Source organism: Arthrospiribacter ruber (genome assembly GCF_019343195.1).
Lineage (GTDB): Bacteria > Bacteroidota > Bacteroidia > Cytophagales > Cyclobacteriaceae > Arthrospiribacter > Arthrospiribacter ruber.
In genome coordinates, this window is sequence record NZ_RPHB01000007.1 from 1 (window position 1) to 23628 (window position 23628).

Consider the following 23628-nt stretch of genomic DNA (forward strand, 5'->3'; position numbering starts at 1 on the left):
CCTGAGCTCGGAAATATCCAAACAGAGGGCCACTGTTATGGAAGGTGTTTTTGGAACAAACAAAAACTTTTACGGTCTGGGTAAAATCAAGGTCAAAGGGGAAAAGAGGGAGAAGCTGATGATTTTTTTTGGTATTATGACGGCCAACGCTGTTCTGATCGCTAAAAGAAGGAAAGCCAAAGAAAGTCCAACTAAGCAAAAAGCAGCCTAGAAAAGCATCCAAAAAGCAACTTTATGGGATAGGTGTGCCCATACGGAAAATCCAGGTCATTTTCATACAATACCTGACCGTTAATTGTACTTTTTCAACCCTAAATTGACTCCTGGATCAAGGGTCTTATACATAAAAAAAGAAAGTAGGATTTAGTTTCAACCCTACTTTCTAATTCCGGAGGAATTTTCCAAGAAGCCCTACTTATTTGGAAAATTAGAAGATGGCAAGTTCTTTACGGTTTATAATGTTAAATTAGAATCATCAAGGACTGGCACAGGTATTTCTAAAATTGGATTAATTGCCGAAGTACTTTTGAAAGGGGATCACATCAGTTGCGATGAAAAAATAATAGAAGGTTTAACTTGTAAAAATCAATATTTAGAGGATTGGGCTGATTTGAGGCCTGTATCTGTTAGAAAAAAGAAAAGCGAAAGTTTTGAATTGGATGTAAGTATTAAAATACCTCAAGAAATTATTTTTTTCGATTCTGAAAATTACAAAATATCATTAGGCCATTCAATTAGTTACCCAATTCAAGAAGTTAATAGCGCATATATTAACCCAATTCCTAAAATATCTATTTTTTTCAAGAATAACGTAGATATAAATAAAGCGCTTGAACTTAGAGAAGCTTTAAAGTTGCTTTTTCAGCTAATTCTAAATGTTGAAGCAGGAATCGAAAATTCCTTTTTAAAAACCAATGATGATCCTTTATCAAATGAAATATTTGTGTTTGAGAATAAAATTAAATGGAACTATTCAACATTAAATAAAAGAAATATCCTTCTTGACATGAATAGCTTCTTAGGCTTTTCAGATGATTTAATTTCAAACTGGCTAGAGGTATTTTATGAAAATAGGGACGCAATCATCGAATATTATAGAATCTCAAAATCTAGGAATTTAGTAAATAAAAGAGAAGTTTTTATGAATTCGATACAAGGGTTAGAAATGTTTTATAAAATATTTTTTAAAGATAAAAAAGATACCAATAATATTAAAAACTGTGAAAAAGAAGATAAGCTAAAAGCAAAAATCAAATCATTCCTATCAAGAATACCTGAAATAGCGAATGATTTAATTCCTGATGAAAAAAAATTTATTAATAAAATAGTTGGGACTCGGAATCATTTCGCTCACTATAATCTTTTTTCCATTGAAAATGATTCAAACATTATTCCTAAAAATTTATTAGGTGCTTATTCAAAAAGAATCGAATTAATAAATGATTTAGTGTTATTAGATCATCTTGGTATACCATCAAATATTATAACAGAAAGGTTACATGGTCATGTTCATTGGCATATTTTCAAAGATCAAAACTATATACTCGAATAAATATGTAATTAAGTAAAGCTATCTAAATGTTTTCATTTTGAAAACTTTTATTTATCTTCCACCGTTTATAAATGTAAACCATTGAAAAACATCATAGCCTTAAGGAATCTTGTAAACTTCTATGAAAATCATCCCGATGCTAAAGCCAGTCTTGAAACATGGATATCCATTACAAAAGGAGCTGATTGGCACAAGTCATTGGATGTAGTCAAAGACTTTCCCGATGCTGATCCAGTAAAAAATAATAGGATAGTATTTAATATCGCAAGAAATAAATACCGGCTAATTGTCCAGATTAGTTATGTAAGGCAGTGGGTATTTATCAAATTTATCGGAACACATGCCGAATATGATAAAGTTGATGCCAATACAGTTGACCAGTTTTAAATCGTAAAATCAAATCGAAGTTATGAAATGGGATAAAATCATCACCACGGAGCAGGAATACGAAAAAGCGCTAAAAAGACTCTCTTCAATATTTGACGCCAATCCAGATAGTCCTGAAGGCATGGAAGCAGAGCTTTTGGTGACGCTGATTGACAAGTATGAAAAAGAGCATTATCCTATCGCATTGCCTGAGCCAATTACTGCCATCAAAGAAGCCATGGAAATGAAAGGGCTAAAAGATAAAGACTTGATTCCAGCGATTGGCAGTAAGACCACTGTAAGCCTTGTACTCAACCTTAAGCGAGCATTGACTATAGATATGATCAGAAACCTACACGATCTCTTAGGATTGCCTGTAGAGGTGTTAATTCAGCCTTATGAATTGAATGATATTAAGGAGTTGACTAAGTAATCTATCGTTTTATTTCGTATTCCAGTTCGAACTTTTAAAGAGAAATTTGATTGGTCTGATTATGTGGAATAGAAAAAATGCATTTTAGTATGAATAGTGTAACCATTATTGACTTCAAAGAATTAAACTCTCTAAAAAATAGGAGTTCAGTAAGAAGTGCGTTTGAAAACATCTCAAAAGCAGACATTATTAGGGTAGATTTTAGAGGAATTGAATTTTTGTCCAGAACTGCAGCCCATGAGCTTTTGAAAATCAAGGAGTTTTTGATTTCCCAGAAAATGGATGTCTCTTTTTTGAACTTGGGTGATCAAGCTAATAAAATGTTAGCGCTTGTCGAGGCTTCATATTCAAAGTCTAAAAATGCTGATTTTAGATTTGTAAAATGGCTTACTTTTCAAAGTGAAGATCAGTATAATGAATACTTATTGAGTATTGAATAAGTATTGAAAATCCTTTACCCATGAATTGGAACAAACCCATCACCACAGACCAAGAATATGAAAAAGCGCTAAAAATCAAATAAAAAAACATCCAATCAAATTTATTGAGGCTTTTCTCAATTTTGATAATTAATTATCTGATTTTTTATAAGACTGCCAAATCAATTGCCAACCATCCCTCAAAATATAGCCGAAAAATTCCCTTCCACATAAAAGAATAATTATCTTAGAAATTGAAGTCGAGGACCTTAGGATAAAGTCCTGCTTTCAAACCTAGCAATAACCCTGTAACCAGCCATGATACTTATTCTGACCATCTTTTTGGCATTGGCAATAATTCTAGTTGCCATAGTAAAATTTGATATCCATCCTTTCCTCGCTTTATTTGGAACAGCCATCATTTATGGGCTTCTGGCCGGAATGCCCGGAGATCTGATCCTACAGTCGATTTCCGAAGGTTTTGGAGGAGTGTTGGGCAGTATTGGCCTGTTGATTTTGCTGGGGGTGATCATGGGTACATTTCTGGAAAAAACAGGAGGTGCCTTGGTTATTGCCGAGAAAATCCTTCGCTGGATAGGTGAAAAATCAGTAACCACCGCCATGTTGATCAGTGGATATATCCTTTCAATTCCTGTATTCGGAGACAGTGTATTCATCATGATGAACCCCATCTCCAAATCGCTTTCTTTGAAAAGTAAGACGCCTTATGCTGCGACGACCATTGCCATCGCATTGGGGGCTACAGCCTCCCACAGCTTGGTCCCGCCCACTCCAGGGCCCATTGCCACCGCCGGAATTATGGAAGCAGATCTTGGGATGGTGATTTTTTGGGGTTTTCTGATCAGTATGGTTACCCTTATTCCGAGTTATTATTTTATCAAAAAATTCGTCACCAAAATACCTTTGGTGCCTCAGGTTGCCAAAGTAGATGCTCAGGAAGCCAGGACGGTTTTCCCCTCGGCCTTCAAATCCTTTTTGCCCATCACAGTTCCTTTGGTGTTGATCATAATCGCATCCATTGCCAAATATCCTTCCAAACCCTTCGGAGAAGGTTCATTCTACACGATTATGCAGTTTATTGGAAGCCCTGTCATAGCACTTTTCTTAGGTGTATTTTTGACTTTTTTGCTCCCCAAGAAATTCGACAAAAGATTGCTCTCTGCTTCAGGATGGTTTGGAGAGGCCATTTTGATAGCTGCACCGGTAATATTGATAACGGGTGCCGGGGGTGTGTTTGGAAAAATGTTGCAGAATTCCGGCATTGGTGAAATGGTAAGCGCCAATATGAGCAATGCCAGCTGGGGAATTTTCCTTCCCTTTATCATTGCCTTTTCACTGAAAACAGCCCAGGGTTCCTCCACCGTAGCCATGATCACCACCGCATCCATTGTTGCTCCGCTGCTCGGGTCACTGGGACTCGACTCTGAAACCATGCGTGTGTTTGCCGTACTGGCCACAGGAGCAGGTGCTATTGCCATTTCCCATGCCAATGACAGTTTCTTCTGGGCGGTTACCCAACTTTCCGGCTTAACCATCAAGCAGGGCAATCAATCCCACAGCTTAGGGACTTTGATCATGTCTCTTACCGCTATCTCGCTGATTTATTTGATTACTTTGTTTGTCTAAAAATCCTGCATAGGATTTTTTTAGAGTTTAAATTCAACTTATCGAGCAGTCCAGCCTCCGTCTACGGTTACCATTGACCCTACCATGTATTTGCCGGCATCAGAGGCCAATAGTAGTGCTGCTCCCTGGATTTCTTTAAGCTCACCCCATCTTCCCAAAGCAGTGGCTCCCACCACAAATTTCTTTCCTTCCTCCGTATCGGCAATAGGCAGGTTCATTTCTGTAAGAAATGGTCCTGGGCAAATAGCATTGACTGTGATATTAAAGGGGGCCAATTCCAGTGCCAATGCACGGGTCATTTGCACCACAGCTCCTTTACTGGAAGTGTAAGGTGTACGGTTTGCCAAACCAACCAGTCCCAATGTACTGGCCAAGTTGATGATACTTCCTTTACCCGCCTGTTTCATGTAAGGAGTCACTGCCTTGCATGCAAGCCACGTTCCTGTAACATTGATATCCATCACTTTTTGGAAATCTTCCAAACTCACCTCGTCAATAGCCCCGCGGATATTGATTCCTGCACTGTTGATCAAAATATCGATCCGGCCAAAAGTCTCCATGGCCTTTTCTGCCATGGCTTCCATATCTTCTTTTTTGCTAACATCTCCCGCAAAAGCGATAGCTTTTACTCCATAGGCTTCTTCAATTTCCTTGGCTGAGGCCGAACCTTCCTCCACATTCCTGCTCACCAACATCAGATCAGCACCAGCTGAAGCAAGTCCTGCAGCCATGGCCAATCCAAGTCCTTTGGATCCTCCTGTTATGATTGCCAGACGGCGTTTCAAATCAAAAATTTTAATTCCGGGTAGATTGGCTATTTCAGTGTTCATGTTCTTTTTATTTGATTAAATTTCGATTTTAATGTAAAGCTTATGCTCCGATTCCCAATGTATTTTTGCTATATGCCAAGCACTTCAAAATATTTTTTTCTTCTAGTTCTAGCTTTTGTTCTCCCGTCAAGTGGCTGACTTTAGGCAAGGCGCCCTCAAACTCTTTCTCCTTTACCAATTGCAGTATTTCCAGCATGACTGAAGCCGGAGCTTCTGGAAATGTAGCCCAATATTCTTTTGTAAGACAGGGTATCTCCAGCGGATCTCTGGTAATCATCTCTAGAGAAAACTTGATATCAGGATTATATTTCTTACAAGTTTCAACAGCTTTTTTAAGATCAACAATCCCCTCTCCTAAAGGCACTTCTGAAAGCAGAAAACCATTTTCATATTCTTTAATTCCCATATCCTTGATGTGTGTGGAAAATGCATAGGGAGCTAGCAACTCTATTACCTCATTTGGATCTTCCATCAATGCCAAATTATTCCCAAAATCAATGGTAACTCCAACGTAGTCATTGTCCAAATTTTTAATCAAATCAACCAATTCCTCAGCTTTCCAGTCTTTATGGTTTTCTACCCCAAGTTTTACCTGATATTTGGCCACAATTTTAGATGCTCTTTCCAATGCGGCTATAGAAGACTTTTTGAAATCCTCAAATTCCTCTATGCTCTTGAAGTCTTCATAACGCCTACCGCTTAGACAAACAGTTCGAAAGACCTCTACTCCAGCACTTTTGGCTATTTTCACCTCATTTTCAAACCTCTCAGAATCCTGATCATTTTGAGGGAGGCTGATACTGCCTTCCAAAAACATACCCCTCTTTTCTTTGAGTGATTTGATTTCATAAGCAAAAGAATCTGACCAAGCTCCAACCCCAACCTGAATTCCACCGGCTCCTATTTCGTAGCAATGGAGCATCAATTGTTTGGCATCTTGAAATGCCGGGAACCTTTCGCTTTGAACATTAGAATTCCATCTGCTCCAGTAAGAATGAACGACAATTCCCATGGCTTCTTTTTCAAAATATTCTGAAAAATCAGGTAAAGGACTACTTAGAGCCAAGACCGCCATACCAGCTTTATGGATAAAGTCTCTCCTACCTGGAGAAAAACCCATGCTTTGAAAATCGGTAGAATCCTCCATCATGTTCGGTCTATCATTGAATTTGAAATTTAGGGGCCTTCCTTTCTTTTTGAATCTATATGTCTGTTCAGCTCTTCTGCTGTCCAAGGAAAAACCCTACCTTGGGTCTGATGCCTTGTAGTCCCGACAGTTCTTGGGCTGACTGCTTCTGCCTGGTTTCCCCATTCATTTCTGATATAGGTAAGTATGGCAGCAATGCTTGCATCATCCATGGTAGAATGGGACGGCATGACGGGTAAAATCTCCGGAGCGTCATAAATTTTGCCCGACACCTCTAGAGGGCCTTCCATTCCGTGCAGAATAATCAAAGCCAACCTGGTCTCATCTCCTGTCACCCATTCTGAGTCAAATAACGGCGGCCCCATCCTATTCACACCCTTGCCATCATTGCCATGACAGCCCGCACAACTGGTCAGATATTTTTGCCTGCCTCTGGCAAATTGAACCAAGGCTTCAGCGGAAAGCAACATTTCTTCCCCCTCTTCCTGTGCGGGGTCAAAACCTGGCCATGAAAAAAGTCTTTTCAACCTATCCAGATTCTGGATTTCTAGCCTATCATTCTCAGCAGTGAAAATTATAGGAGCAGAGTTGAGTTTGACAAAACCCACATCTTGCACACTTCCGGCATGGATTGCCATGCTTGTGAGCAACACCTCTTCCTTCCATGAAGGATCACTTTTTTCAATTATAGCCAGTAAATCACGGATTTCATTCTGGTTTTTATTCTTGATAATCGCCGCTGTTAAGTTCTCCAAAAATACTTCCTTACCCTCAGTCTTTTTTTCCCAAGCTTCATCTTGCAAAAGTTGGATGGTAAAATCAAACTCATTTCCATGTAAACTGCTCAGAATCGCATCCTGAAATAAAGGGTTTTGATTTTGTTTCTTTGCTATGTCCCGGAGTACTTCAAATGCATCCCCAACTTCCAAAATCCCAGCACTTAAAGCCAATTGAATAGCCAATTTTTCTTCAGGATTATTTGAATGTCTTTTAAGTTCTTTGGCCAAAGCTGATTTCTCTTCATGTGAAGATGAAAAACGAATTTCTAATAGTCTTACTGCATGGGATTTTATCAACGGGCTGCTGCCATCACTCAGCAATTGGTAGAGCCAATCTTTATCCAATGCCTGCATTCCCTCCAAAGTCCACATTACATGAAGCTTCCCAATTTCTGATGTGCTTTTTTCAAATTTCTCTAACAAAATTGGCAGAATAGAGGGGTCATTTCTTTCTACCAAAAGACGCTGGGCAATGTCTCTGTGCCATCCTTCTGGGTGAAATAAACTTTCCATTAAGGCTTCTGCGGATAGCTCTGAGTATTTTGGCAACTTTTCGGGCTTCCAGCCTTTTGGCACAATCCGCCAAATCCTCCCCATATGAACTGGCAGATCAAGTCCACGATTGAGGGTTTGTTCACGGAGATACTGGGTCACATAAGAGCCATGCTGGATCAAGCCGCGGTACATGTCAGCAATATATAATGCTCCGTCAGGGCCTACCGTGCTATGCACAGGTCTGAACCGTTCATCGGTAGAAGCAAGAAACTCCTTTCCGGGATTAGGGTCAAATGCTTCCAACACCAGGCCCTTTTCCTCTACAACATTTCTTTTTATCAGGTTACCGGCAGGCTCACAAACAAAAACATTTCCATAGTATTCCGTAGGGAATAATGTACTTCTAAAAACAGTAGGGGAACAAGCTGCAGTGAATTCCAAAAGCTTTCCCTGTTCGTCTAAAGTACCGGGAATATATCCCCTATTGACAGCCGGATTTGGCCGGACTGGATAGACCCTTCTATCCAAGGTCAGCCCATGGTCAATTCCCGTACTGACCTGATGATTGGGGTTTCTGGAAAAATAATTGGGCGGAACCAAATCCCCATGAAGTTGGGACCAGTTGTAATTGTAAATCAACCTGCCTTGATCATCCTGATTGATACCATATTGCCCCCGGGCTTCTGTGAAATCTCTTTCCCATTCGCCATCTCTAAACTTATATCTCAATTTCGATTTCGCACTGTAATACCAATTATCCATTGCCCGCATCAGACCATTATCAGAATGTTCGGGAATGCCATTGGCGGCATAAGTGGAGTCAAGCAATTCCTTGGTATCCGCCTTAAGATCTCCGTCCAGGTCATGTGTTAGCCATAGGGCATTGTTTTCCGCGACCAAAGCCCCTCCTTTGAAAAGCCCTAAAGCCCTCGGCATAAACAGGCTGTCAAGGTAAACGGTACTTTTGTCCATAACACCATCTCCATTGGTATCTTCCAAGACAGAAATCCTTCCCAGTGGCAGCGCTTCACCAATACCGTCAATATCCGGCATAAAACTCCTCATTTCCACCACCCAAAGCCTGTTATTTTCATCAAAAGTCAAAAAAATGGGATCCTGCACCATGGGTTCGTTCGCTACCAATTGAATTTCAAAGCCTTCCTCTATCTGAAAAGTTTTCAGCTCTTCCCATGGGGATTTGGGGGGAGAGCTGGCTTCATCAAACACATCTTGACTTTCTTTGCAAGAAAATAAAATGGCCAAAAAGGGAAAAACTAAAATCAATCGAAATACACGCATTCAGCGTTAGGGATTTTGGTTATTGTAGGTTTTGAGAAGATAATTTTCTGTAATTATCCTTTGCTACAAAATGCATGATATTCTTCATTTTATCAAACAGTAATTACAGAAACGGCTGAAATACTGATTGATGGCAAAAGAAAAAAACTTAAAGGAAGGAGATCCCCCGCAATGCTGCGGGATAGGCTTTTATCTTCGCCAGCTCTGGCACCATTGATAGAAACGTACGTCACTCTGACGAAGGAAGAGTCTCCCAAAAAATAGTGGAGATCTCCCGCAATGCTGCGGGACAGGCTTTCATCTCCGCAAGCTCCGATTCAGGATGAAGTAAACCAACTGTCATTCCCTTTCTGTAAATGTCAATTTTAAAATCTCGGGGTGACAAGGTGTAACCTATTCCCTCCAAGCACTCTTTAAAAACCTCAACCAATTCCCAAACATTACATTCTCTATATCTTTTTGGGTATAGCCTCTTAAGGAAAGCATGGCAGGTATCTTCTGCAAATCTGCTATGGTCTCTACATCGTAGGGACACTGCTCTCTTCCAAAGCCACCGTCAAGATCTGACCCAATACCAATGTGATTGGCATTGCCTGCCAACTGACAAATATGGTCCATGTGATCGATAAGCTTTTCCAGGTTGCATTCCATTCCTTTCGGATCTGAGACTCCCCTTTCCCATCCAGGAACCATCATCCAAGCGTCCATCGCTCCACCGATAACAGCCCCCCTTTCTATCAAAACCTTCAATTGCTCATCAGAAAACTGCCTGTTATGATCTACCAGTGTTCTGCAATTGTTGTGACTGGCCCAGACATGGCCATTGAAAATATCCATGGCTTCCCAAAAACTATCATCGCAGAGATGTGTCGCATCCAGAATAATGTTGAGCCTTTCCATTTCCTTGAGCAATTCCGGACCATCAGGTCCAAGCTCGCCAGTGGCATCTGTTCCATTGGCATACCTTCCTGGACCGTAATGGGATAAGCCCAAGGCCCTCAACCCGCTTTCATAAGCCTTCTCCAAATAGCCAACATTTACCAAGGAATCTGCTCCTTCTAAAGAAAGAATATAGCCAATTGGTTTGGTGCTCCATGGCAATTCATGCAACCAAAGCTGTACGTGCTTTTCCAGATCTTCCAAGTTCCTTATCTGTACCATTTCCCCGGCATCTTCCATAGCCTTGTACCAGGCCAATTGACCTTGTGTCTGCGCCCAAGCCTGTTCTGGAGAGTGCCAACCTGGAAGAGGATTGCCCTCAGCGACATACCTGGCAATTTGGGTAGCCACTACCAGCCCGATATTTCCCTTTCGAAGTTCGGGCAAAGAAACAACTGCACGTCCTCTATCCGGTTTATCGGTCAAGCCTTTTTCACGGGCATTGATCTCGGAGACAGGTTTTTTCAAATCCCTGTTCCATTCCAGAGCATTCATACTGAGATCGAGGTGGGCATCTATGGTAAACATGGGGGATTGGATTGAAGATTGAAGATTGAAGATTGAAGATTGAATATTGAAGATTTTAGATTGGGGTTTGAATAAAGTTAAAAGGGGATTGAGGAAATTAAACAATTATTTGGGTATGCAGGAATTCTAAAGAATGGCAGTAAACCACAAAATAGAAGCCCAAAATTTAAACTTCAAGAAACTTCCTTCTTCCATCTCATAAAACTATTTCAATTCAAACATGGCTTCGATTTCTACAGGGATGTTATCTGGCAAACTGCCCATACCCACTGCGCTTCGCACTCCAACACCATTTTCCAGACCCCAAACCGCAGCAAACAATTCCGAGCAGCCATTGATGACATAAGGATGTCGCTCAAAATCCGGGGTAGCATTCACCATTCCCAATACTTTGATGACCCTTTTGACCCTGTTGAGTGAACCTAGGTTAGCTTTGATGGTGGCCAACATGGCCAATCCCACCTGCCTTGCAGCCAATTTGCCAGCTTCAATATCCATATCCTCTCCAATTCTCCCAATGATCAGGGTGCTGTCTTCTTTTACTGTGCCATGTCCCGAAAGATAAAGGTAATTTCCGTCTACCAAGCAGGGCTTATAGACTCCCAAGGGTTTTGGAGGGGGCGGTAATGTCAATCCCAATTCGGCAAAATTCTCTTCAGCTGATTTCATCTTTTATTCTTGTTTTACTTTATATTATATAAATATATCCAATATCATCACACCCATCAGCCCAACAACAGCCACCAAGGTTTCCATCAGAGACCATGACTTAATGGTATCCTTTACGCTCAAGTTAAAGTATTCTTTGTACAACCAAAACCCTGCGTCATTAAAATGTGAGAACATCAAACTTCCTGCTCCAATAGACAATACAAGCAGATTTGGGTCTACCCCGGCAGTACTCACAATGGGAGCAATAATACCGGCAGTAGTAAGTCCTGCAACCGTAGCGGATCCAACTGCTACCCTGATCAGGGCAGTAATCACCCAAGCCAAGACCAAGGGGTGTACATCCCAGCCTTGCAGAGCAGCTGCGATTTCCAAACTCACTCCTGAGTCCATCAATACCTGCTTCAGCGCACCTGCACCCGCAATGATCAATAAAATCATGGCTACATCCTTCGTGGCAACCACATAGAAATCCATAAGCTTAGGGATACTGAATTTCATCCTGGTCCCCAAGGTATATGTGGCCAATAGCAAAGAAATCAACATGACCATCCCTGGATCCCCCACAAACTGAATATAGGGAAATACCACATTGGATTCGGACATATTCAAAGTCAGGATGGTAGTTCCAATCAGAAAAAAGACAGGGAAAAGAGCAGAGAAAAAACTATTGAAAACACTTGGTAGATCCTCTTCAGGCTTGGCTTTGGCCTGAAAGATTTCAAGTGGTTTGGAATCTATGTTTTTCAGGAATTTGGCAAATATTGGCCCGGCAATGATAATCGTCGGAATGGCTATCAATATCCCATAAGCCAAAGTAAGTCCCATGTTAGCTTCAAACTGGGCTACCAGAGCTGCTGGAGAGGGGTGCGGGGGCAGAAATCCATGTGTAACCGAAAGCGCTGCCAATAGGGGGATCCCCACATACACCGCGGGCAACCTGTACCTGTAGGAAACAGTGAAAACAAGTGGTATCAATAAAACAAACCCGACATTATAAAACAATGGAATACCTACTACCAGGCCGGTAATCATCATGGCCCAAGTGACATTCTTCACTCCGAAAATGGACATTAAGGTATCCGAAATACGCTGTGCTGCCCCACTTTCTGCCACTAGCTTACCCAGCATCGCTCCCATTACAATCACGATGACCAAGTCCCCCAATAAGCCTCCGATGCCTTTTTGGATGGATCCGGCTATTTGCTCAGGAGGTATGCCCAAAAGGAAGCCTGCCAAAATCGAGGAGATCAAAAATGCTATAAAAGGATTGAATTTTAGCCAAGTGATCAGCAGGATCAAAACTGCAATGCTGATCAATACAAAAACAATGGTCATAGGTTATGTAGGGTTGAGTGACCAAATTAAAAAATAAAATCAATATCAATTGGGGGAAAGGTTAATAAATTGATAATCGGTCAATTGCCAGAGTCAAATTTCTGGATGAATTCCTAGATGCCAAGCGGATATTAAACGGACATTAAAAACAGATTAAAAATTATTTTCTAAAAACTCATTGATCTGCCCCACATAATAAGCACCCCAATCTCCATCACCTACATTGAATCCGCCTAGATGTTCGCCTTCAAACAAAACAACCTCACATTTTGCAGGGATTAATTTTTGAATATCCAGTGCGTCAGGATAAGCCAATACCAAAACATGGTTTTTATCCCTTTCCCGATTGGCTTGATACACCCAGGTATTGAGTTCAAATCCATCAGGTGTATTCACCCTCAGCTCCTCATATTCCAAGCCAAGAGAGTCAGGTTTGCGGATATACTCTCTATCTGGTTTAATAGCAAAGGCAAGGTTCATTGTAGAATAGAGGATAAAAAAAAGAATAATGGCTTTGAATGTTTTCAAGTCTTTTTATCTGAATTCCCTGCTTTCCCTAATATCTTTTATGATTTCGTCCGAATCTTTATCATCTTCCCATGCACCAAAAAGCGTCCGAATTTCCACCTTCTCTTCTTTTATATCAAGAGACTCGGTCAATTTAATGATTAGTTTTTTCTTGGAAAGATTATCTAAACCTTTCAATAGACCGAAATACTTTTCTATTGCCTTGTTATTTAATGTGAGGTTTGCCATACTTTTTTTATCCAATTTACGAAATTAACGGTTTGATGGTCAAAAGATTTGGATAATATAAATACCCAACTCTCTTTTCTTTTTCTGAATCAAGTCTCCCATTTCACTTAAATCAGTAGTAAATCCACCTGCATTGACAAAGTGATTTTCAGTGTTAAACCAAAACGTTTTCTCAATTCCTTTTATCTTAATCCTGTAAAGAGGTGGATAAACAAACTATATTAAAGATAAAGATTCTACATCTAGCCAGTTTACATTTTCTTCCCATTCCCCATTCTTAATTACTATTGATTGATTCCCTATGTTTGCCAAAACAAATTTATTCTTGATCAAAAAGAAGATTATAATTAGAAAAACCCCGATTAAAATGAAAACTATAGTTATGGCCAAATCTCTTTCAATTGACTCCCCATTCATTACAATCAATTGAGGCAAAAACCATGAAAACACGGAAATAACCAAAAACAGAATTCCGATTCCTAGTAATCCGAATTTAAAAATTGTATGATATGTTTTATTACTTTGCATGGGTTTTTTCAATTTTTGCCAACGGGATTCAGCTTGGAGACGGCGGGCTTTCGGAGCTCTTTCCTGTCCGCCTGCTACAAAGGTAGCCACGAAGAACTAACCTTGCGGAAACCACTATCCGTCCCATGTTTTCTTAGGTGCTGTTACCAACTGGCATTCCTATCAGTTCGTAATTTGTACTTCTTCCTCCTGCGGCTTCTTTTTGCAATATCCCTTTCTCAATTAGGTCATTAATATCCCTAACTGCAGAATCTTTTGAGCATTTTGCAATTTTCGCCCATTTTGAAGATGTTAATTTCCCTTCAAACCCATCCATTATTTTATTCAACAATTTTCTTTGACGATCATTTATTGCTGTATCTATGTGTTTTTGCCAGAACTCAGCTTTGAATAGTACTCTTGTAAGTATTGAATCTGTTGATATCAAAGAATTTATCAAGCAGTTTAAAAACCATACAATCCAATCGGTTATATCTAAATTTCCTTTTTGAGTTTTTTCCAATATCTCATAATATTGCTTCCGCTCTATTCTAATCTGAGCAGACATGCTATAGAAACGTTGGTTACTTTTGTCAGACTGAGCAAGAAGCATGTCTGTTAACGCTCTTGTTATTCTCCCATTTCCATCTTCAAAAGGATGAATAGTCACAAACCACAAATGTGCAATTGCAGCTTTAATCACTAAGTCAATTTTATTATTATTGAACCAATCTATAAATCGGATCATTTCTTCTTCCAGCAATTCAGAATCAGGCGCCTGAAAATGAACTTTCTTTTTACCCATTGCTCCAGATACAACTTGCATAGGTCCTGTGGTATCTTTTCTCCAGTCTGCAACTGTAATTTTATGCATTCCACTTCTACCTGTTGGAAATAGAGCTGCATGCCAGTCAAAAAGTCTCTCAGCTGTCAATAGGGTAAAGCAGTTTTGCGTTGCATCAAGCATCATTTCAACTACTCCTTCTACATTCCTGTCGGATTCAACTGTTCCTGCTATTTCCATTCCTAATCTACGTGCAATTGAGGAACGAACTTGGTCAGGATTTAGAAATTCTCCTTCAATCTCTGAAGATTTTAATACATCTAGAGTCAACGTATCAAGCAAAGCTTCATTTCTTAAATTGAAACCCAATGTTTCCATTTTTCCAATAAGTCTGCCTTGTAAATTTCTTGCCTCACTCAACAAACTCAAGAAATTGTCACTGTTCCAGGTAAATTCAGGCCAGTTGTCTTTTTGATGTATAAAAGCTTTCATTCAATGCATTATTTGCAACGAAAATAACCCTTATTCGTCGCAAATCAAAATTAATCGTCGCTTGTTTTGCATCAAATATCTTTGTTAATCGTTGCAATATCGTTTCTTTTGCTTGCTGCTAACGGTCAAGGCTAAGAGCAGGCGGGCATTAAAACCCGATTCACTTTCCGCCACGACCAAGGTTTATAAAGGTAATCACTTTCAATTTAGCATTCCCTGCCCGCTTGCTCATAGGTGATGTTAGCGTTTTGTTGTTTATTTCTTCTTACCTGCATCTAAATAGGTTGTCTCTGAAAGTTTTTTTATCGATTTTATAAAATCGTTGTCATCAAGGGTAGCCAATTGTGATTTTGCTATTTTCCTTAGTTGAATGAACCTATCTTCCTTATTCTCTTTTCTCTCAATTAAGATAGCATTCACATTTTCAAGGTTTGATAACACAACCAATTCATTGATACTTGCGAAATCTCTTATGTTTAACCCTTTTTCCGAATGTTCTTTATTCGCTTCCCTCCAATCCTTTGCCGTACAACCAAAAAGGGCTACATTTAATAAGTCTGCTTCTTCTGCATAAGCCAGCCATTCCTTATCTTTCAAATAGTTTTTATCTGGAATAATGTGATTTTTGATTGCTTCAGTATGAATGTGATAATTGGTTTTTGTCAATATTCTTTTCACATTCCATTCCAAGTTATATTGATTTGTCTCAATTTCTTTTAGTCGTTGAAACTCCTTGATAAGTAGTAGTTTGAACATGGGACTTATCCATGAGCCAAATTCAAAAGCTATGTCTTTATGGGCATAAGTCCCGCCATACCTGCCTGATTTTGAAAAAATACCGATAGCATTAGTCGCCTCAATCCATTTTCTAGGTGTTAAGTTAAAACTGTTGAGTCCTGCCTGTTTTCTAAAGGTGTCGAATTCGACAGGTTTAAAATCAGGGTTGTGTAAAGTTTCCCAAAGTCCGATAAACTCAACTGTATTTCTGTTGCGCATCCAGTTTCTAATATAGTCTTCACCTTCCTCACCCCTCACCATATCTGTTAGGCAGATATAATCTTCACTATTCTGTTCAATTATGGAAATGGATTTCTTATCTACTTCTATTTTAGATGTTTTTGCCATACAAAAAGTTTTTTCTAAAAATAGCATAATTTTGGATGTTAGGTAGTTTTTACAATACACGCTAACGGTCGGCAGCTACACGCAGGCAGGGCATTTTACCACTGAACTTCCTACGAAGAACTGAACTTCAAATTTACCACTTTTCTGTCCTACGAGCCACCAACCCCCTGCTTGTGTGTAGGTGCTGTTAGCCAACGCTTTATTTCTTCAGTTTTATCTTTGAAGTCAATTTTAATCGGATTTTTGTATTGATAATCTTCTATTTGGATATTAATACTATTATTGTTTTGTTCCCAATTTTTAATTTGTGCCTTTGGTAAACTTGTCAGCCATGATTTATCAATTAAAATCTCTACAGGATAGGCGTATGCTTCTCCACCAAATTTTTCACTTTTCCCCATTAAAACCATTGATTGTTCTGTCAGAACCAGGTCAGCTTTGTCAAAATCGTAAATAGTCTTTCGGATGTTTGGGGGAAAGGAATTCTTTTGGTCAAATAGGTCAAAACCTTTTATGTAAACGCATACATTTTCTAAAACTTCTGTTTTTTCACCTTTTAATTCTTTGATTGCTTGTCCACCTGCATTATATGGTTTAAATAAATTCGCATAAATGAATAGTTTCATGGTCAAAAAACCAATGGTTAGAATTAAGGGGCCAACTATTGCAAAGCCTAAATCACCTTTACTTCCTTGATAGATTAAAACTGTCACCATTATTAGATATCCAATGTTTAGCGGCCAAGTAAAAAAGAACGGTGGTTTGGACTTCTTTATAAATTGGAAAAATGTCTCTTGTCTCACTTTGTCGTTTCTTTAAGTGTTGGCTAACGAGTCTCTCCAAGCCACTATGGCGTAAAGCATTCCAATTCGGCGTGGTAGACGCCATAATGGCGCTTATACCCGAATTATCTAAAGGTAAAACTAACCTTTTATATTTCCAATATGCCTAATGGGCCTTTACCTTGATCAAATCTTTTTGCGGGGACAATGTATAAGTTTGGAGGAATCCCATTAAGCTACTTCCCTACCAGTAAACCCATAGTACTATTTCTCAAACCTCATCACCTCCTCCAAAATCTCAACTTATCCTGAAACCCTGGTGCTTCCAATTGAATCAGATAAATCCCTTTTGGCAAGCCTGAAAATTTCTCCTCCAAGTCACTTGACCCCAAATGCAATGAGAAATGCCGCTCTCCACTCATTCCAAAAACAGTAATCTCAACCTCTTTTGGATCTAAAAAAGAAGGTAACTGAAATTGGACTTCTCCGGACACATAGGGATTCGGAAATACTTTACTTGAAGTACCTTCCTTCCAAGTTTTTCCCTCCAGCCTAAACACCTCTGAAAAACTGTTTTTTCCATCAAAATCCACTTGCTCTAATTGGAAATAAGCATCCTCTTCTAGCTTCTCAGAATACCTAAATAAGTACTCCTGAATTCCTTCAGAATTCCCTTTGGAAGGGATTTCTGCAATCTTTTCAAACTCAAGCTCCCGGCTCTTTGCCCTATGAAGGACAAATTTTTCATTACCGTTTTCATTGGCAGTAGACCATGCTACCAAAATCCGGTTTCCCTCCCATTCTGCTTCCACGTGCATCCAATTAAGGGGAAGGATAGACATTAGCCTAAAGCTACCAACCGTGAAACTGCTCCCATTAAGCTCTCCAAACTCCAATGACCTTCTGGCCCAGAGTGTATCGGCATCCACGCCCGGCAAGTGAACCCCAGGAGCAGCCATACCATTACTCACCACCCTCAGGTCATCCACATCATCCACAATCAGGTTTTCTGCGGATATCCGAAGCTCTATAGGGTCAGTTGAGGCAGAAAGTCCGGAAAATTCAAAATAACTGTTCAACTGATACAATATAGGACTGCCGTCATTATCATCAAAATCAGGGTCCCAGTTGGCACCGGGAATTTCCATGAACCGCAGGGACAGGTCTCCTCCGGGAGATGAGCCTACCAACCTCACCCTTCTCACACCACCCTGGTAAGCATCTTCAAAGGGAAAAGTCGCATTTCTATCTTGTAAGGAAGTTGGCAAATTGTGGTACACCAAGGTATTCAGATTGAGCCATTTTCCACCATCCCATTCATACACCCCTCCACCATCAATATTGATATGTAAGTCGTGACCATCAAAATCCACCTGTCCATTACGCTGAAAGAAATTTGTCCTGATCCGCATATCAGAGTCCAATACCAACCTCCCCCCACTTTTGTCAATTTCCACTTGAGAGTAATCAAAAACCTGTCCGATCACCTGTTGGATTTGATTTCCCTCAAACTTCAAAAAAGTCGGTGCTTCTACCAGATTCCCTCCGGAAAGCCTCGCCAAATCACCGGTCAAGAAAAGGGAGTCAGTTAATAGCTTTTGGGCATTGTTTTCGAAAATCAGGTTATGGTATCGCTTTGGTTGTCGGGTTCCTGCCAACGTTGTCCTCAACAAGTTTTGATTTCCTGAATTAGACCTGTAGTAAACATTACCCTCCATTTGAAAATTTATAGACTCCGCTACCGGATTGTTCCCCAGAAATACTGCATTCCCTGCTTCCTCCACCTGAAACAGTGAAGCGGGTATTGCATTTGTCCTTTGCAGTATACTTAGTGTGGCTCCGGTTCCGGTGCATTCTGAGATAAATGTGGCTCCTGACTCCACTACCAAATCCCCGAAAGCTCCGCCTCCATTGAAATCTACCTGATCATTAAAAGAAAAAGTACAGCAAATGGTAGTTCCTGCCGTATTCCTCCTTTGCAAAAGCGTCCCTGACCGTACCACAAAACGGGTGGACTTGAAAGGACTGTTTACCACTAGGGTTTGTCCAGGATTGGGATCAAAAATAACGGTAAACTTACTTCTGGTATTCTGAGCACTCCAAGAGGCCCTGTCTACGACAGTTCTCGAATCACCCCGAAAAACAATGGAACCTGTCACGGGATAAATCCAGTCTATCAGCGTGATGGCTGTGGATGAACCAACCAAAGTATAATTGCCTCCTGCCCGCTCCATCAAGTGCAAGGAACCGTATACATCTAAATTGAATATCTGCAAGTTCAGCTTGCGGCCTGTACTTCCTTCAGCGTTGAAATACACACTTCTGACTGCTTCATTGCCCGTGAGCCTGATCTCATGTCCAAAATCAATAAAAACATGGTTGTCCATTCCTGGCTTATCCGTTGCTGCAATCCAAATACTGCCATTCCAGACTTCCCAAATCAGCACATTGTTGAAATCTCCAGAAGCAATGGTCCTAAAGTCCCCCGTAACATGTGTGATTTGGGCATTTAGGGTATAATTGACCAAGAGCGCATAGAAAAAGGTAATAAACCAGTAAATTCGTGGCGAATGACAAAAAACCTTGCAGTATGTGATTTTCCCAAAAGTCATCGTTGATAAAAAGTTGAAATCCTGATAAAATTAGTTTGATGAAATCCCTTTTAAAAAAATTCCTGCTCATCTATCCGTTTATTTATTCGGTTATTTTTTTGGTAAATGCTCAGGATTACAGGATAAGCCTACTTACCTGCGATCCGGGCGACGAACTATATTCAGCATTTGGCCACAGTGCCATACGGGTGGTGGACCCTACCACGGACCAGGACCTGGTATTCAATTACGGCACCTTCGATTTCAATACGCCTTTTTTCTATGTGAAATTCACCCAAAGGACACTAGATTACATGCTCAGTGTATCCACTTTTGAGCGCTTTCAGGTAGAATACAATTACTTCCAGAGAAATATGAGGGAGCAGGTACTGGATCTCAATCCGGATCAGGCCCGAAGACTGGTGTTGTTTCTGGAAGAAAATTACAGGCCGGAAAACCGTTTCTACCGCTACGACTTTTTCTATGACAATTGCGCCACAAGAATCCGGGATGCCATGGAAACCATTCTAGGACCTCAACTGGACTGGAATGAGCCAGTGGATGCAGAGTTAAAAACCTTCAGAAACCTCATAGATGAATATGTCTATCCACTTCCTTGGGCGGATTTTGGAATTGACCTCGCTTTGGGATCGGTGATCGACCGCTATGCCACGGAAAGGGAAAAGCAATTTTTACCCGATTATATGGAAGCGGCATTTGGAAGGGCCATGGTTGTAGGAGATGGGCCTACCAGACCCTTGGTGAAAGAAGCACAGGTCATCCTCGACTTTCCCCCAAGAGAAAGCGAAGTGGACCTTTTCAACCCTTATATCCTTTGGTGGGTTTTTGCTATCGCAGTAATGGGACTGACCTTTGTTGGTTTTAGAAAAAAGCGGCTTTTCAAAGGTTTTGACATTGCATTCTTCTCCGTACTTGGACTATTGGGAATATTGATTGTGATACTTTGGTTTTTCACTTTTCATTCACAGACCAAGTACAATTGGAACATCCTTTGGGCATTTCCTGGACACTTGGCTTTGGCCATAGGGCTTTATTCAGGTAAAGTCCGCCCTTGGCTTAAAAAATACCTTTTGCTTGCTTTGATCATGGCCAATCTCGCTTTGGTTTTTTGGATCACAGGAATCCAATCCTTCCACCCCAGCATCGTACCATTGTTGCTGGTGATCTTACTGAGAACTAACTTCCTCTATTACAATCTGGGGAAGTTTATTCCGGCAAAATCGGGGTAATTGTTTAAGTCCAAAACTATTTACACCCCCAGTCATGTTATACCTGATCTAGACAAAGAAAAATGGACTTCAAAATTCAATCCGATTACAAACCCACAGGTGATCAGCCTGAAGCAATCCGACAATTGACTGATGGCATCCAAAATGGAGACAGGGCTCAGGTTTTGCTTGGTGTTACCGGTTCCGGAAAAACTTTTACCATGGCGAATGTTATCAAGGAAGTCCAGAAACCTACTCTTGTGCTTTGTCACAACAAGACACTTGCAGCGCAGTTGTACGGGGAGTTTAAGCAGTTTTTCCCGGAAAATGCGGTGGAATACTTTATTTCCTATTATGATTACTACCAGCCGGAGGCATTTATTCCTACCAGCGGAACATACATAGAAAAAGACCTGTCCATCAACGATGAAATTGAAAAATTGAGGCTTAGCGCCACTTCAGCCCTGCTCTCAGGAAGAAGGGATGTCATTGTGGTGGCTTCGGTTTCTTGTATTTATGGTATCGGAAATCCGGAAGAGTTCGGAAAAAATGTCATCAGGCTTCAGGAAGGGGACAGAATACCGAGAAACCAGCTGCTTTTCAAACTTGTGGACATCCTCTACAGCCGTACCAACAATGAACTGACGCATGGAACTTTCCGTGTGAAGGGGGATACGGTTGATATTTTTGTGGCTTATGCAGATTTTGGGTACAGGATATTTTTCTGGGGGGATGAAATAGAAGCCATACACCGCATCGATCCCGCAAGTGGCAAAAAGCTTTCAGATGAAAAAATCATCTCCATTTTCCCGGCCAACCTTTTTGTTACCGGAAGAGATGTGATTGATACAGCCATTCATGAGATTCAGGATGACCTTATGGCACAAGTTTCGTTTTTTGAAAAAGACATGAAACTTATAGAAGCCAAAAGGTTAAGGGAAAGAACTGAGTTTGATTTGGAGATGATCAGGGAGTTGGGATACTGTTCGGGCGTGGAAAACTATTCCAGATATTTTGACAGAAGAAATCCAGGAACCAGACCCTTCTGTCTTTTGGATTATTTTCCGGATGATTATCTGATGGTCATCGATGAAAGTCACGTGACTGTACCTCAGGTCAGGGGAATGTGGGGAGGAGACCGATCCAGGAAAATCAATTTGGTCGATTATGGATTCAGGTTGCCTTCGGCTCTTGACAACCGGCCCTTAAATTTTGATGAGTTTGAAAGCCTCATCAATCAGGTCGTCTACGTAAGTGCTACTCCGGCGGATTACGAACTCGCCCAGACTGAAGGCATCGTCGTGGAGCAGATCATCCGGCCTACAGGTTTACTTGACCCCATCATCGATGTACGGCCAAGTGGCAATCAGATTGATGATCTCTTGGAAGAAATAGATGAAAGGGTAAAATCAGGAGACAGGGTACTGGTCACTACACTGACGAAGAGGATGGCTGAAGAATTACAAAAATTTCTGGAAAGAGCTGGAGTCAAAAGCCGCTATATCCATTCGGAGGTCAAGCCTCTGGACAGGGTAGAAATCCTGCGCGAGCTCAGACTGGGTGTCTTTGATGTGTTGGTTGGGGTCAATTTGCTCAGGGAAGGACTGGATTTGCCAGAGGTTTCACTGGTAGCCATACTTGATGCAGACAAGGAAGGATTTTTGAGAAATGAAAGATCACTGGTGCAGACAATTGGGAGGGCGGCCAGAAATGTAAATGGAAAGGTCATCATGTATGCAGATAAAACCACTGAGTCCATGCGCATGGCCATTGATGAAACCAAAAGAAGGAGAAGTATACAAATGGCCTACAATGAAGAACATGGCATTACCCCTACTACTATTCTCAAGTCAAAAGATAAAATTCTTGGACAAACGAAAGTGGCGGACAGCAAGCGGAACGCCAAAGTGTACGAAGACACTACCAATGCAGAAGCCTTGGTGGCAGCAGATCCGGTAGTCCAGTACCTCAGCAAAGACAAGCTCGAAAAACTCATCGCTCAAACTCAAAAGCAAATGGAAAAGGCTGCCAAAGAGTTGAATTTTATGGAAGCAGCCAGACTAAGGGACGAGTGGCAAGGACTCAAAAACAGACTTTCTGAGCTTGAAAGAGGCGTCTAAGGTCTGATTCGCCCTATCTATTACTTAGGATCAACAATACTGACAACGCTTGTAATTGATTCATATTTGGTGTAAATTTACATCAAAAACAAATTATGCCAAGACAAAGTATTTCTTTCTCAAAACCAAACGACGAATGGCTGAAAGCCCAAATCGAAAGTCAGGAATATTCAAGTAAAAGTGAGCTTGTAAACGATCTGATTAGACAGGCTCGTAAACAGCAAGCACAAATTGACTGGTTAAGAGCAAAATTAGAACATGCTGAAAGAAGCGGGTTCACAAGTGATACAAAAGAGGAGATTTTAAAACAGTCAAAGACTCTGCTTAATGGCTGAGTATAAATTAAGTAATGCAGCCAAAGAGGACCTGATTCGTATTCATCACTACGGGATCAAAAATTTTGGTGCAGCCCAAGCTGATAAGTACTTTGATTCTTTTTTTAAATGCTTTGAAATTATTGCCGAGAGACCATTTGCTTTTGAATCTGTCGATTACATAAAAACAGGATATAGAAGATGTCCTTGTGGTTCTGACTCAATATTTTATAGAATCAATGAAAATATGGTTGAGATAATGGCAATTGTTGGAATGCAAGATTTAAATAATACGCTATAACACATTGGAATTTGAATTGTTTTGAAATAACAAAGTACTCTTCGAATTCCAGTAAATGGCTCTATTGAATTTTGTAATACACAACTCACAACATATATAGCCCTGGTCTTACAGGTATGTACATAGCTGTTGGGGAGGTTCTTAAAGCTTAGGATTGCGACTCTTTATTTCGTATTTACTGATACG

The 23628-nt window shown here is 40.5% G+C and carries 22 protein-coding genes and 1 pseudogene; 10 read left to right on the plus strand and 13 right to left on the minus strand.

What is annotated here, in order from left to right; translation table 11 throughout:
* From EGN73_RS14645 to EGN73_RS14670, 6 genes and pseudogenes are all read left to right on the plus strand, one after another.
* Positions 1 to 211: pseudogene (locus EGN73_RS14645) on the plus strand (transposase); the annotation flags it as partial.
* 174 nt (positions 212 to 385) lie between these two features.
* Positions 386 to 1552 carry an ApeA N-terminal domain 1-containing protein gene (locus tag EGN73_RS14650; protein WP_219292280.1) on the plus strand — a complete coding sequence of 389 codons (1167 nt, stop codon included), beginning with the start codon at positions 386 to 388 and terminating at the stop codon, positions 1550 to 1552.
* A gap of 81 nt (positions 1553 to 1633) precedes the next feature.
* Positions 1634 to 1939: a type II toxin-antitoxin system HigB family toxin gene (locus EGN73_RS14655; RefSeq protein ID WP_219291375.1), complete on the plus strand. Its 306-nt coding sequence runs from the start codon at positions 1634 to 1636 to the stop codon at positions 1937 to 1939.
* A gap of 22 nt (positions 1940 to 1961) precedes the next feature.
* The gene (locus EGN73_RS14660; protein WP_219291378.1) at positions 1962 to 2351 is read left to right on the plus strand and encodes a helix-turn-helix domain-containing protein; all 390 of its coding nucleotides are present in this window, start codon (positions 1962 to 1964) and stop codon (positions 2349 to 2351) included.
* A gap of 89 nt (positions 2352 to 2440) precedes the next feature.
* Positions 2441 to 2791, plus strand: a complete 351-nt coding sequence (locus EGN73_RS14665) for a hypothetical protein (RefSeq protein ID WP_009033869.1) — start codon at positions 2441 to 2443, stop codon at positions 2789 to 2791.
* 297 nt (positions 2792 to 3088) lie between these two features.
* Positions 3089 to 4417 (plus strand): GntP family permease, encoded by a 1329-nt coding sequence (locus EGN73_RS14670; protein ID WP_219291386.1) that lies wholly within the window; start codon positions 3089 to 3091, stop codon positions 4415 to 4417.
* 38 nt (positions 4418 to 4455) lie between these two features.
* On the opposite strand, the gene EGN73_RS14675 is transcribed toward EGN73_RS14670, so the two are convergent.
* From EGN73_RS14675 to EGN73_RS14735, 13 genes are all read right to left on the minus strand, one after another.
* Complete coding sequence (locus EGN73_RS14675) at positions 4456 to 5247, minus strand: SDR family NAD(P)-dependent oxidoreductase (RefSeq protein ID WP_219291389.1); 792 nt, start codon at positions 5245 to 5247, stop codon at positions 4456 to 4458.
* 40 nt (positions 5248 to 5287) lie between these two features.
* Positions 5288 to 6397 carry a sugar phosphate isomerase/epimerase family protein gene (locus EGN73_RS14680; RefSeq protein ID WP_343207116.1) on the minus strand — a complete coding sequence of 370 codons (1110 nt, stop codon included), beginning with the start codon at positions 6395 to 6397 and terminating at the stop codon, positions 5288 to 5290.
* A 26-nt stretch (positions 6398 to 6423) separates the two neighbouring features.
* The gene (locus EGN73_RS14685) at positions 6424 to 8967 is read right to left on the minus strand and encodes a DUF7133 domain-containing protein (protein ID WP_219291392.1); all 2544 of its coding nucleotides are present in this window, start codon (positions 8965 to 8967) and stop codon (positions 6424 to 6426) included.
* Positions 8968 to 9360: 393 nt separating this feature from the next.
* Positions 9361 to 10434, minus strand: a complete 1074-nt coding sequence (locus tag EGN73_RS14690) for a dipeptidase (RefSeq protein WP_219291395.1) — start codon at positions 10432 to 10434, stop codon at positions 9361 to 9363.
* Between the two features lie 204 nt (positions 10435 to 10638).
* Entirely contained in the window at positions 10639 to 11103 is a 465-nt protein-coding gene (locus EGN73_RS14695; RefSeq protein ID WP_219291398.1) for a RidA family protein, read from the minus strand.
* A gap of 24 nt (positions 11104 to 11127) precedes the next feature.
* Positions 11128 to 12441, minus strand: a complete 1314-nt coding sequence (locus tag EGN73_RS14700) for a gluconate:H+ symporter (RefSeq protein ID WP_219291402.1) — start codon at positions 12439 to 12441, stop codon at positions 11128 to 11130.
* A gap of 153 nt (positions 12442 to 12594) precedes the next feature.
* A complete protein-coding gene (locus EGN73_RS14705) occupies positions 12595 to 12969 on the minus strand; it encodes a hypothetical protein (protein WP_219291403.1) in 375 nt (124 codons plus the stop codon).
* Positions 12970 to 12975: 6 nt separating this feature from the next.
* Positions 12976 to 13212 (minus strand): hypothetical protein, encoded by a 237-nt coding sequence (locus EGN73_RS14710; protein WP_246611598.1) that lies wholly within the window; start codon positions 13210 to 13212, stop codon positions 12976 to 12978.
* 201 nt (positions 13213 to 13413) lie between these two features.
* Positions 13414 to 13815, minus strand: a complete 402-nt coding sequence (locus EGN73_RS14715; RefSeq protein ID WP_219291406.1) for a hypothetical protein — start codon at positions 13813 to 13815, stop codon at positions 13414 to 13416.
* Positions 13816 to 13858: 43 nt separating this feature from the next.
* The gene (locus EGN73_RS14720) at positions 13859 to 14980 is read right to left on the minus strand and encodes a Fic family protein (protein ID WP_219291408.1); all 1122 of its coding nucleotides are present in this window, start codon (positions 14978 to 14980) and stop codon (positions 13859 to 13861) included.
* A 255-nt stretch (positions 14981 to 15235) separates the two neighbouring features.
* Positions 15236 to 16105: a KilA-N domain-containing protein gene (locus EGN73_RS14725; protein WP_219291412.1), complete on the minus strand. Its 870-nt coding sequence runs from the start codon at positions 16103 to 16105 to the stop codon at positions 15236 to 15238.
* Positions 16106 to 16254: 149 nt separating this feature from the next.
* On the minus strand, positions 16255 to 16821 hold the full coding sequence (locus tag EGN73_RS14730) for a hypothetical protein (RefSeq protein WP_219291415.1): 567 nt from the start codon (positions 16819 to 16821) through the stop codon (positions 16255 to 16257).
* 347 nt (positions 16822 to 17168) lie between these two features.
* On the minus strand, positions 17169 to 19499 hold the full coding sequence (locus EGN73_RS14735; protein ID WP_219291417.1) for a T9SS type A sorting domain-containing protein: 2331 nt from the start codon (positions 19497 to 19499) through the stop codon (positions 17169 to 17171).
* A gap of 38 nt (positions 19500 to 19537) precedes the next feature.
* Between EGN73_RS14735 and EGN73_RS14740 the strand changes: the two genes are divergently transcribed.
* The 4 genes from EGN73_RS14740 (at position 19538) to EGN73_RS14755 (ending at position 23442) form a co-directional block, all read left to right on the plus strand.
* Positions 19538 to 20728 carry an Lnb N-terminal periplasmic domain-containing protein gene (locus tag EGN73_RS14740; protein ID WP_219291420.1) on the plus strand — a complete coding sequence of 397 codons (1191 nt, stop codon included), beginning with the start codon at positions 19538 to 19540 and terminating at the stop codon, positions 20726 to 20728.
* Between the two features lie 62 nt (positions 20729 to 20790).
* The gene (uvrB, locus tag EGN73_RS14745) at positions 20791 to 22827 is read left to right on the plus strand and encodes an excinuclease ABC subunit UvrB (RefSeq protein ID WP_219291423.1); all 2037 of its coding nucleotides are present in this window, start codon (positions 20791 to 20793) and stop codon (positions 22825 to 22827) included.
* A 95-nt stretch (positions 22828 to 22922) separates the two neighbouring features.
* The gene (locus EGN73_RS14750) at positions 22923 to 23162 is read left to right on the plus strand and encodes a ribbon-helix-helix domain-containing protein (protein ID WP_219291426.1); all 240 of its coding nucleotides are present in this window, start codon (positions 22923 to 22925) and stop codon (positions 23160 to 23162) included.
* Positions 23155 to 23442 (plus strand): type II toxin-antitoxin system RelE/ParE family toxin, encoded by a 288-nt coding sequence (locus EGN73_RS14755; RefSeq protein WP_219291429.1) that lies wholly within the window; start codon positions 23155 to 23157, stop codon positions 23440 to 23442. Before EGN73_RS14750 ends, EGN73_RS14755 begins: the two co-directional genes overlap by 8 nt.
* The last annotated feature ends 186 nt before the right edge of the window (positions 23443 to 23628 follow it).

Bases quoted from the DNA above. Each gene is read 5' to 3' on its own strand.
- EGN73_RS14735 (WP_219291417.1), bottom strand. From the start codon at position 19,499: ATGACTTTTGGGAAAATCACATACTGCAAGGTTTTTTGTCATTCGCCA.
- EGN73_RS14755 (WP_219291429.1), top strand. From the start codon at position 23,155: ATGGCTGAGTATAAATTAAGTAATGCAGCCAAAGAGGACCTGATTCGT.
- EGN73_RS14670 (WP_219291386.1), top strand. From the start codon at position 3,089: ATGATACTTATTCTGACCATCTTTTTGGCATTGGCAATAATTCTAGTT.
- EGN73_RS14700 (WP_219291402.1), bottom strand. From the start codon at position 12,441: ATGACCATTGTTTTTGTATTGATCAGCATTGCAGTTTTGATCCTGCTG.
- EGN73_RS14685 (WP_219291392.1), bottom strand. From the start codon at position 8,967: ATGCGTGTATTTCGATTGATTTTAGTTTTTCCCTTTTTGGCCATTTTA.
- EGN73_RS14675 (WP_219291389.1), bottom strand. From the start codon at position 5,247: ATGAACACTGAAATAGCCAATCTACCCGGAATTAAAATTTTTGATTTG.
- EGN73_RS14665 (WP_009033869.1), top strand. From the start codon at position 2,441: ATGAATAGTGTAACCATTATTGACTTCAAAGAATTAAACTCTCTAAAA.
- uvrB (WP_219291423.1), top strand. From the start codon at position 20,791: ATGGACTTCAAAATTCAATCCGATTACAAACCCACAGGTGATCAGCCT.
- EGN73_RS14730 (WP_219291415.1), bottom strand. From the start codon at position 16,821: ATGGTGACAGTTTTAATCTATCAAGGAAGTAAAGGTGATTTAGGCTTT.
- EGN73_RS14720 (WP_219291408.1), bottom strand. From the start codon at position 14,980: ATGAAAGCTTTTATACATCAAAAAGACAACTGGCCTGAATTTACCTGG.
- EGN73_RS14750 (WP_219291426.1), top strand. From the start codon at position 22,923: ATGCCAAGACAAAGTATTTCTTTCTCAAAACCAAACGACGAATGGCTG.
- EGN73_RS14740 (WP_219291420.1), top strand. From the start codon at position 19,538: ATGAAATCCCTTTTAAAAAAATTCCTGCTCATCTATCCGTTTATTTAT.
- EGN73_RS14680 (WP_343207116.1), bottom strand. From the start codon at position 6,397: ATGATGGAGGATTCTACCGATTTTCAAAGCATGGGTTTTTCTCCAGGT.
- EGN73_RS14695 (WP_219291398.1), bottom strand. From the start codon at position 11,103: ATGAAATCAGCTGAAGAGAATTTTGCCGAATTGGGATTGACATTACCG.
- EGN73_RS14660 (WP_219291378.1), top strand. From the start codon at position 1,962: ATGAAATGGGATAAAATCATCACCACGGAGCAGGAATACGAAAAAGCG.
- EGN73_RS14690 (WP_219291395.1), bottom strand. From the start codon at position 10,434: ATGTTTACCATAGATGCCCACCTCGATCTCAGTATGAATGCTCTGGAA.
- EGN73_RS14725 (WP_219291412.1), bottom strand. From the start codon at position 16,105: ATGGCAAAAACATCTAAAATAGAAGTAGATAAGAAATCCATTTCCATA.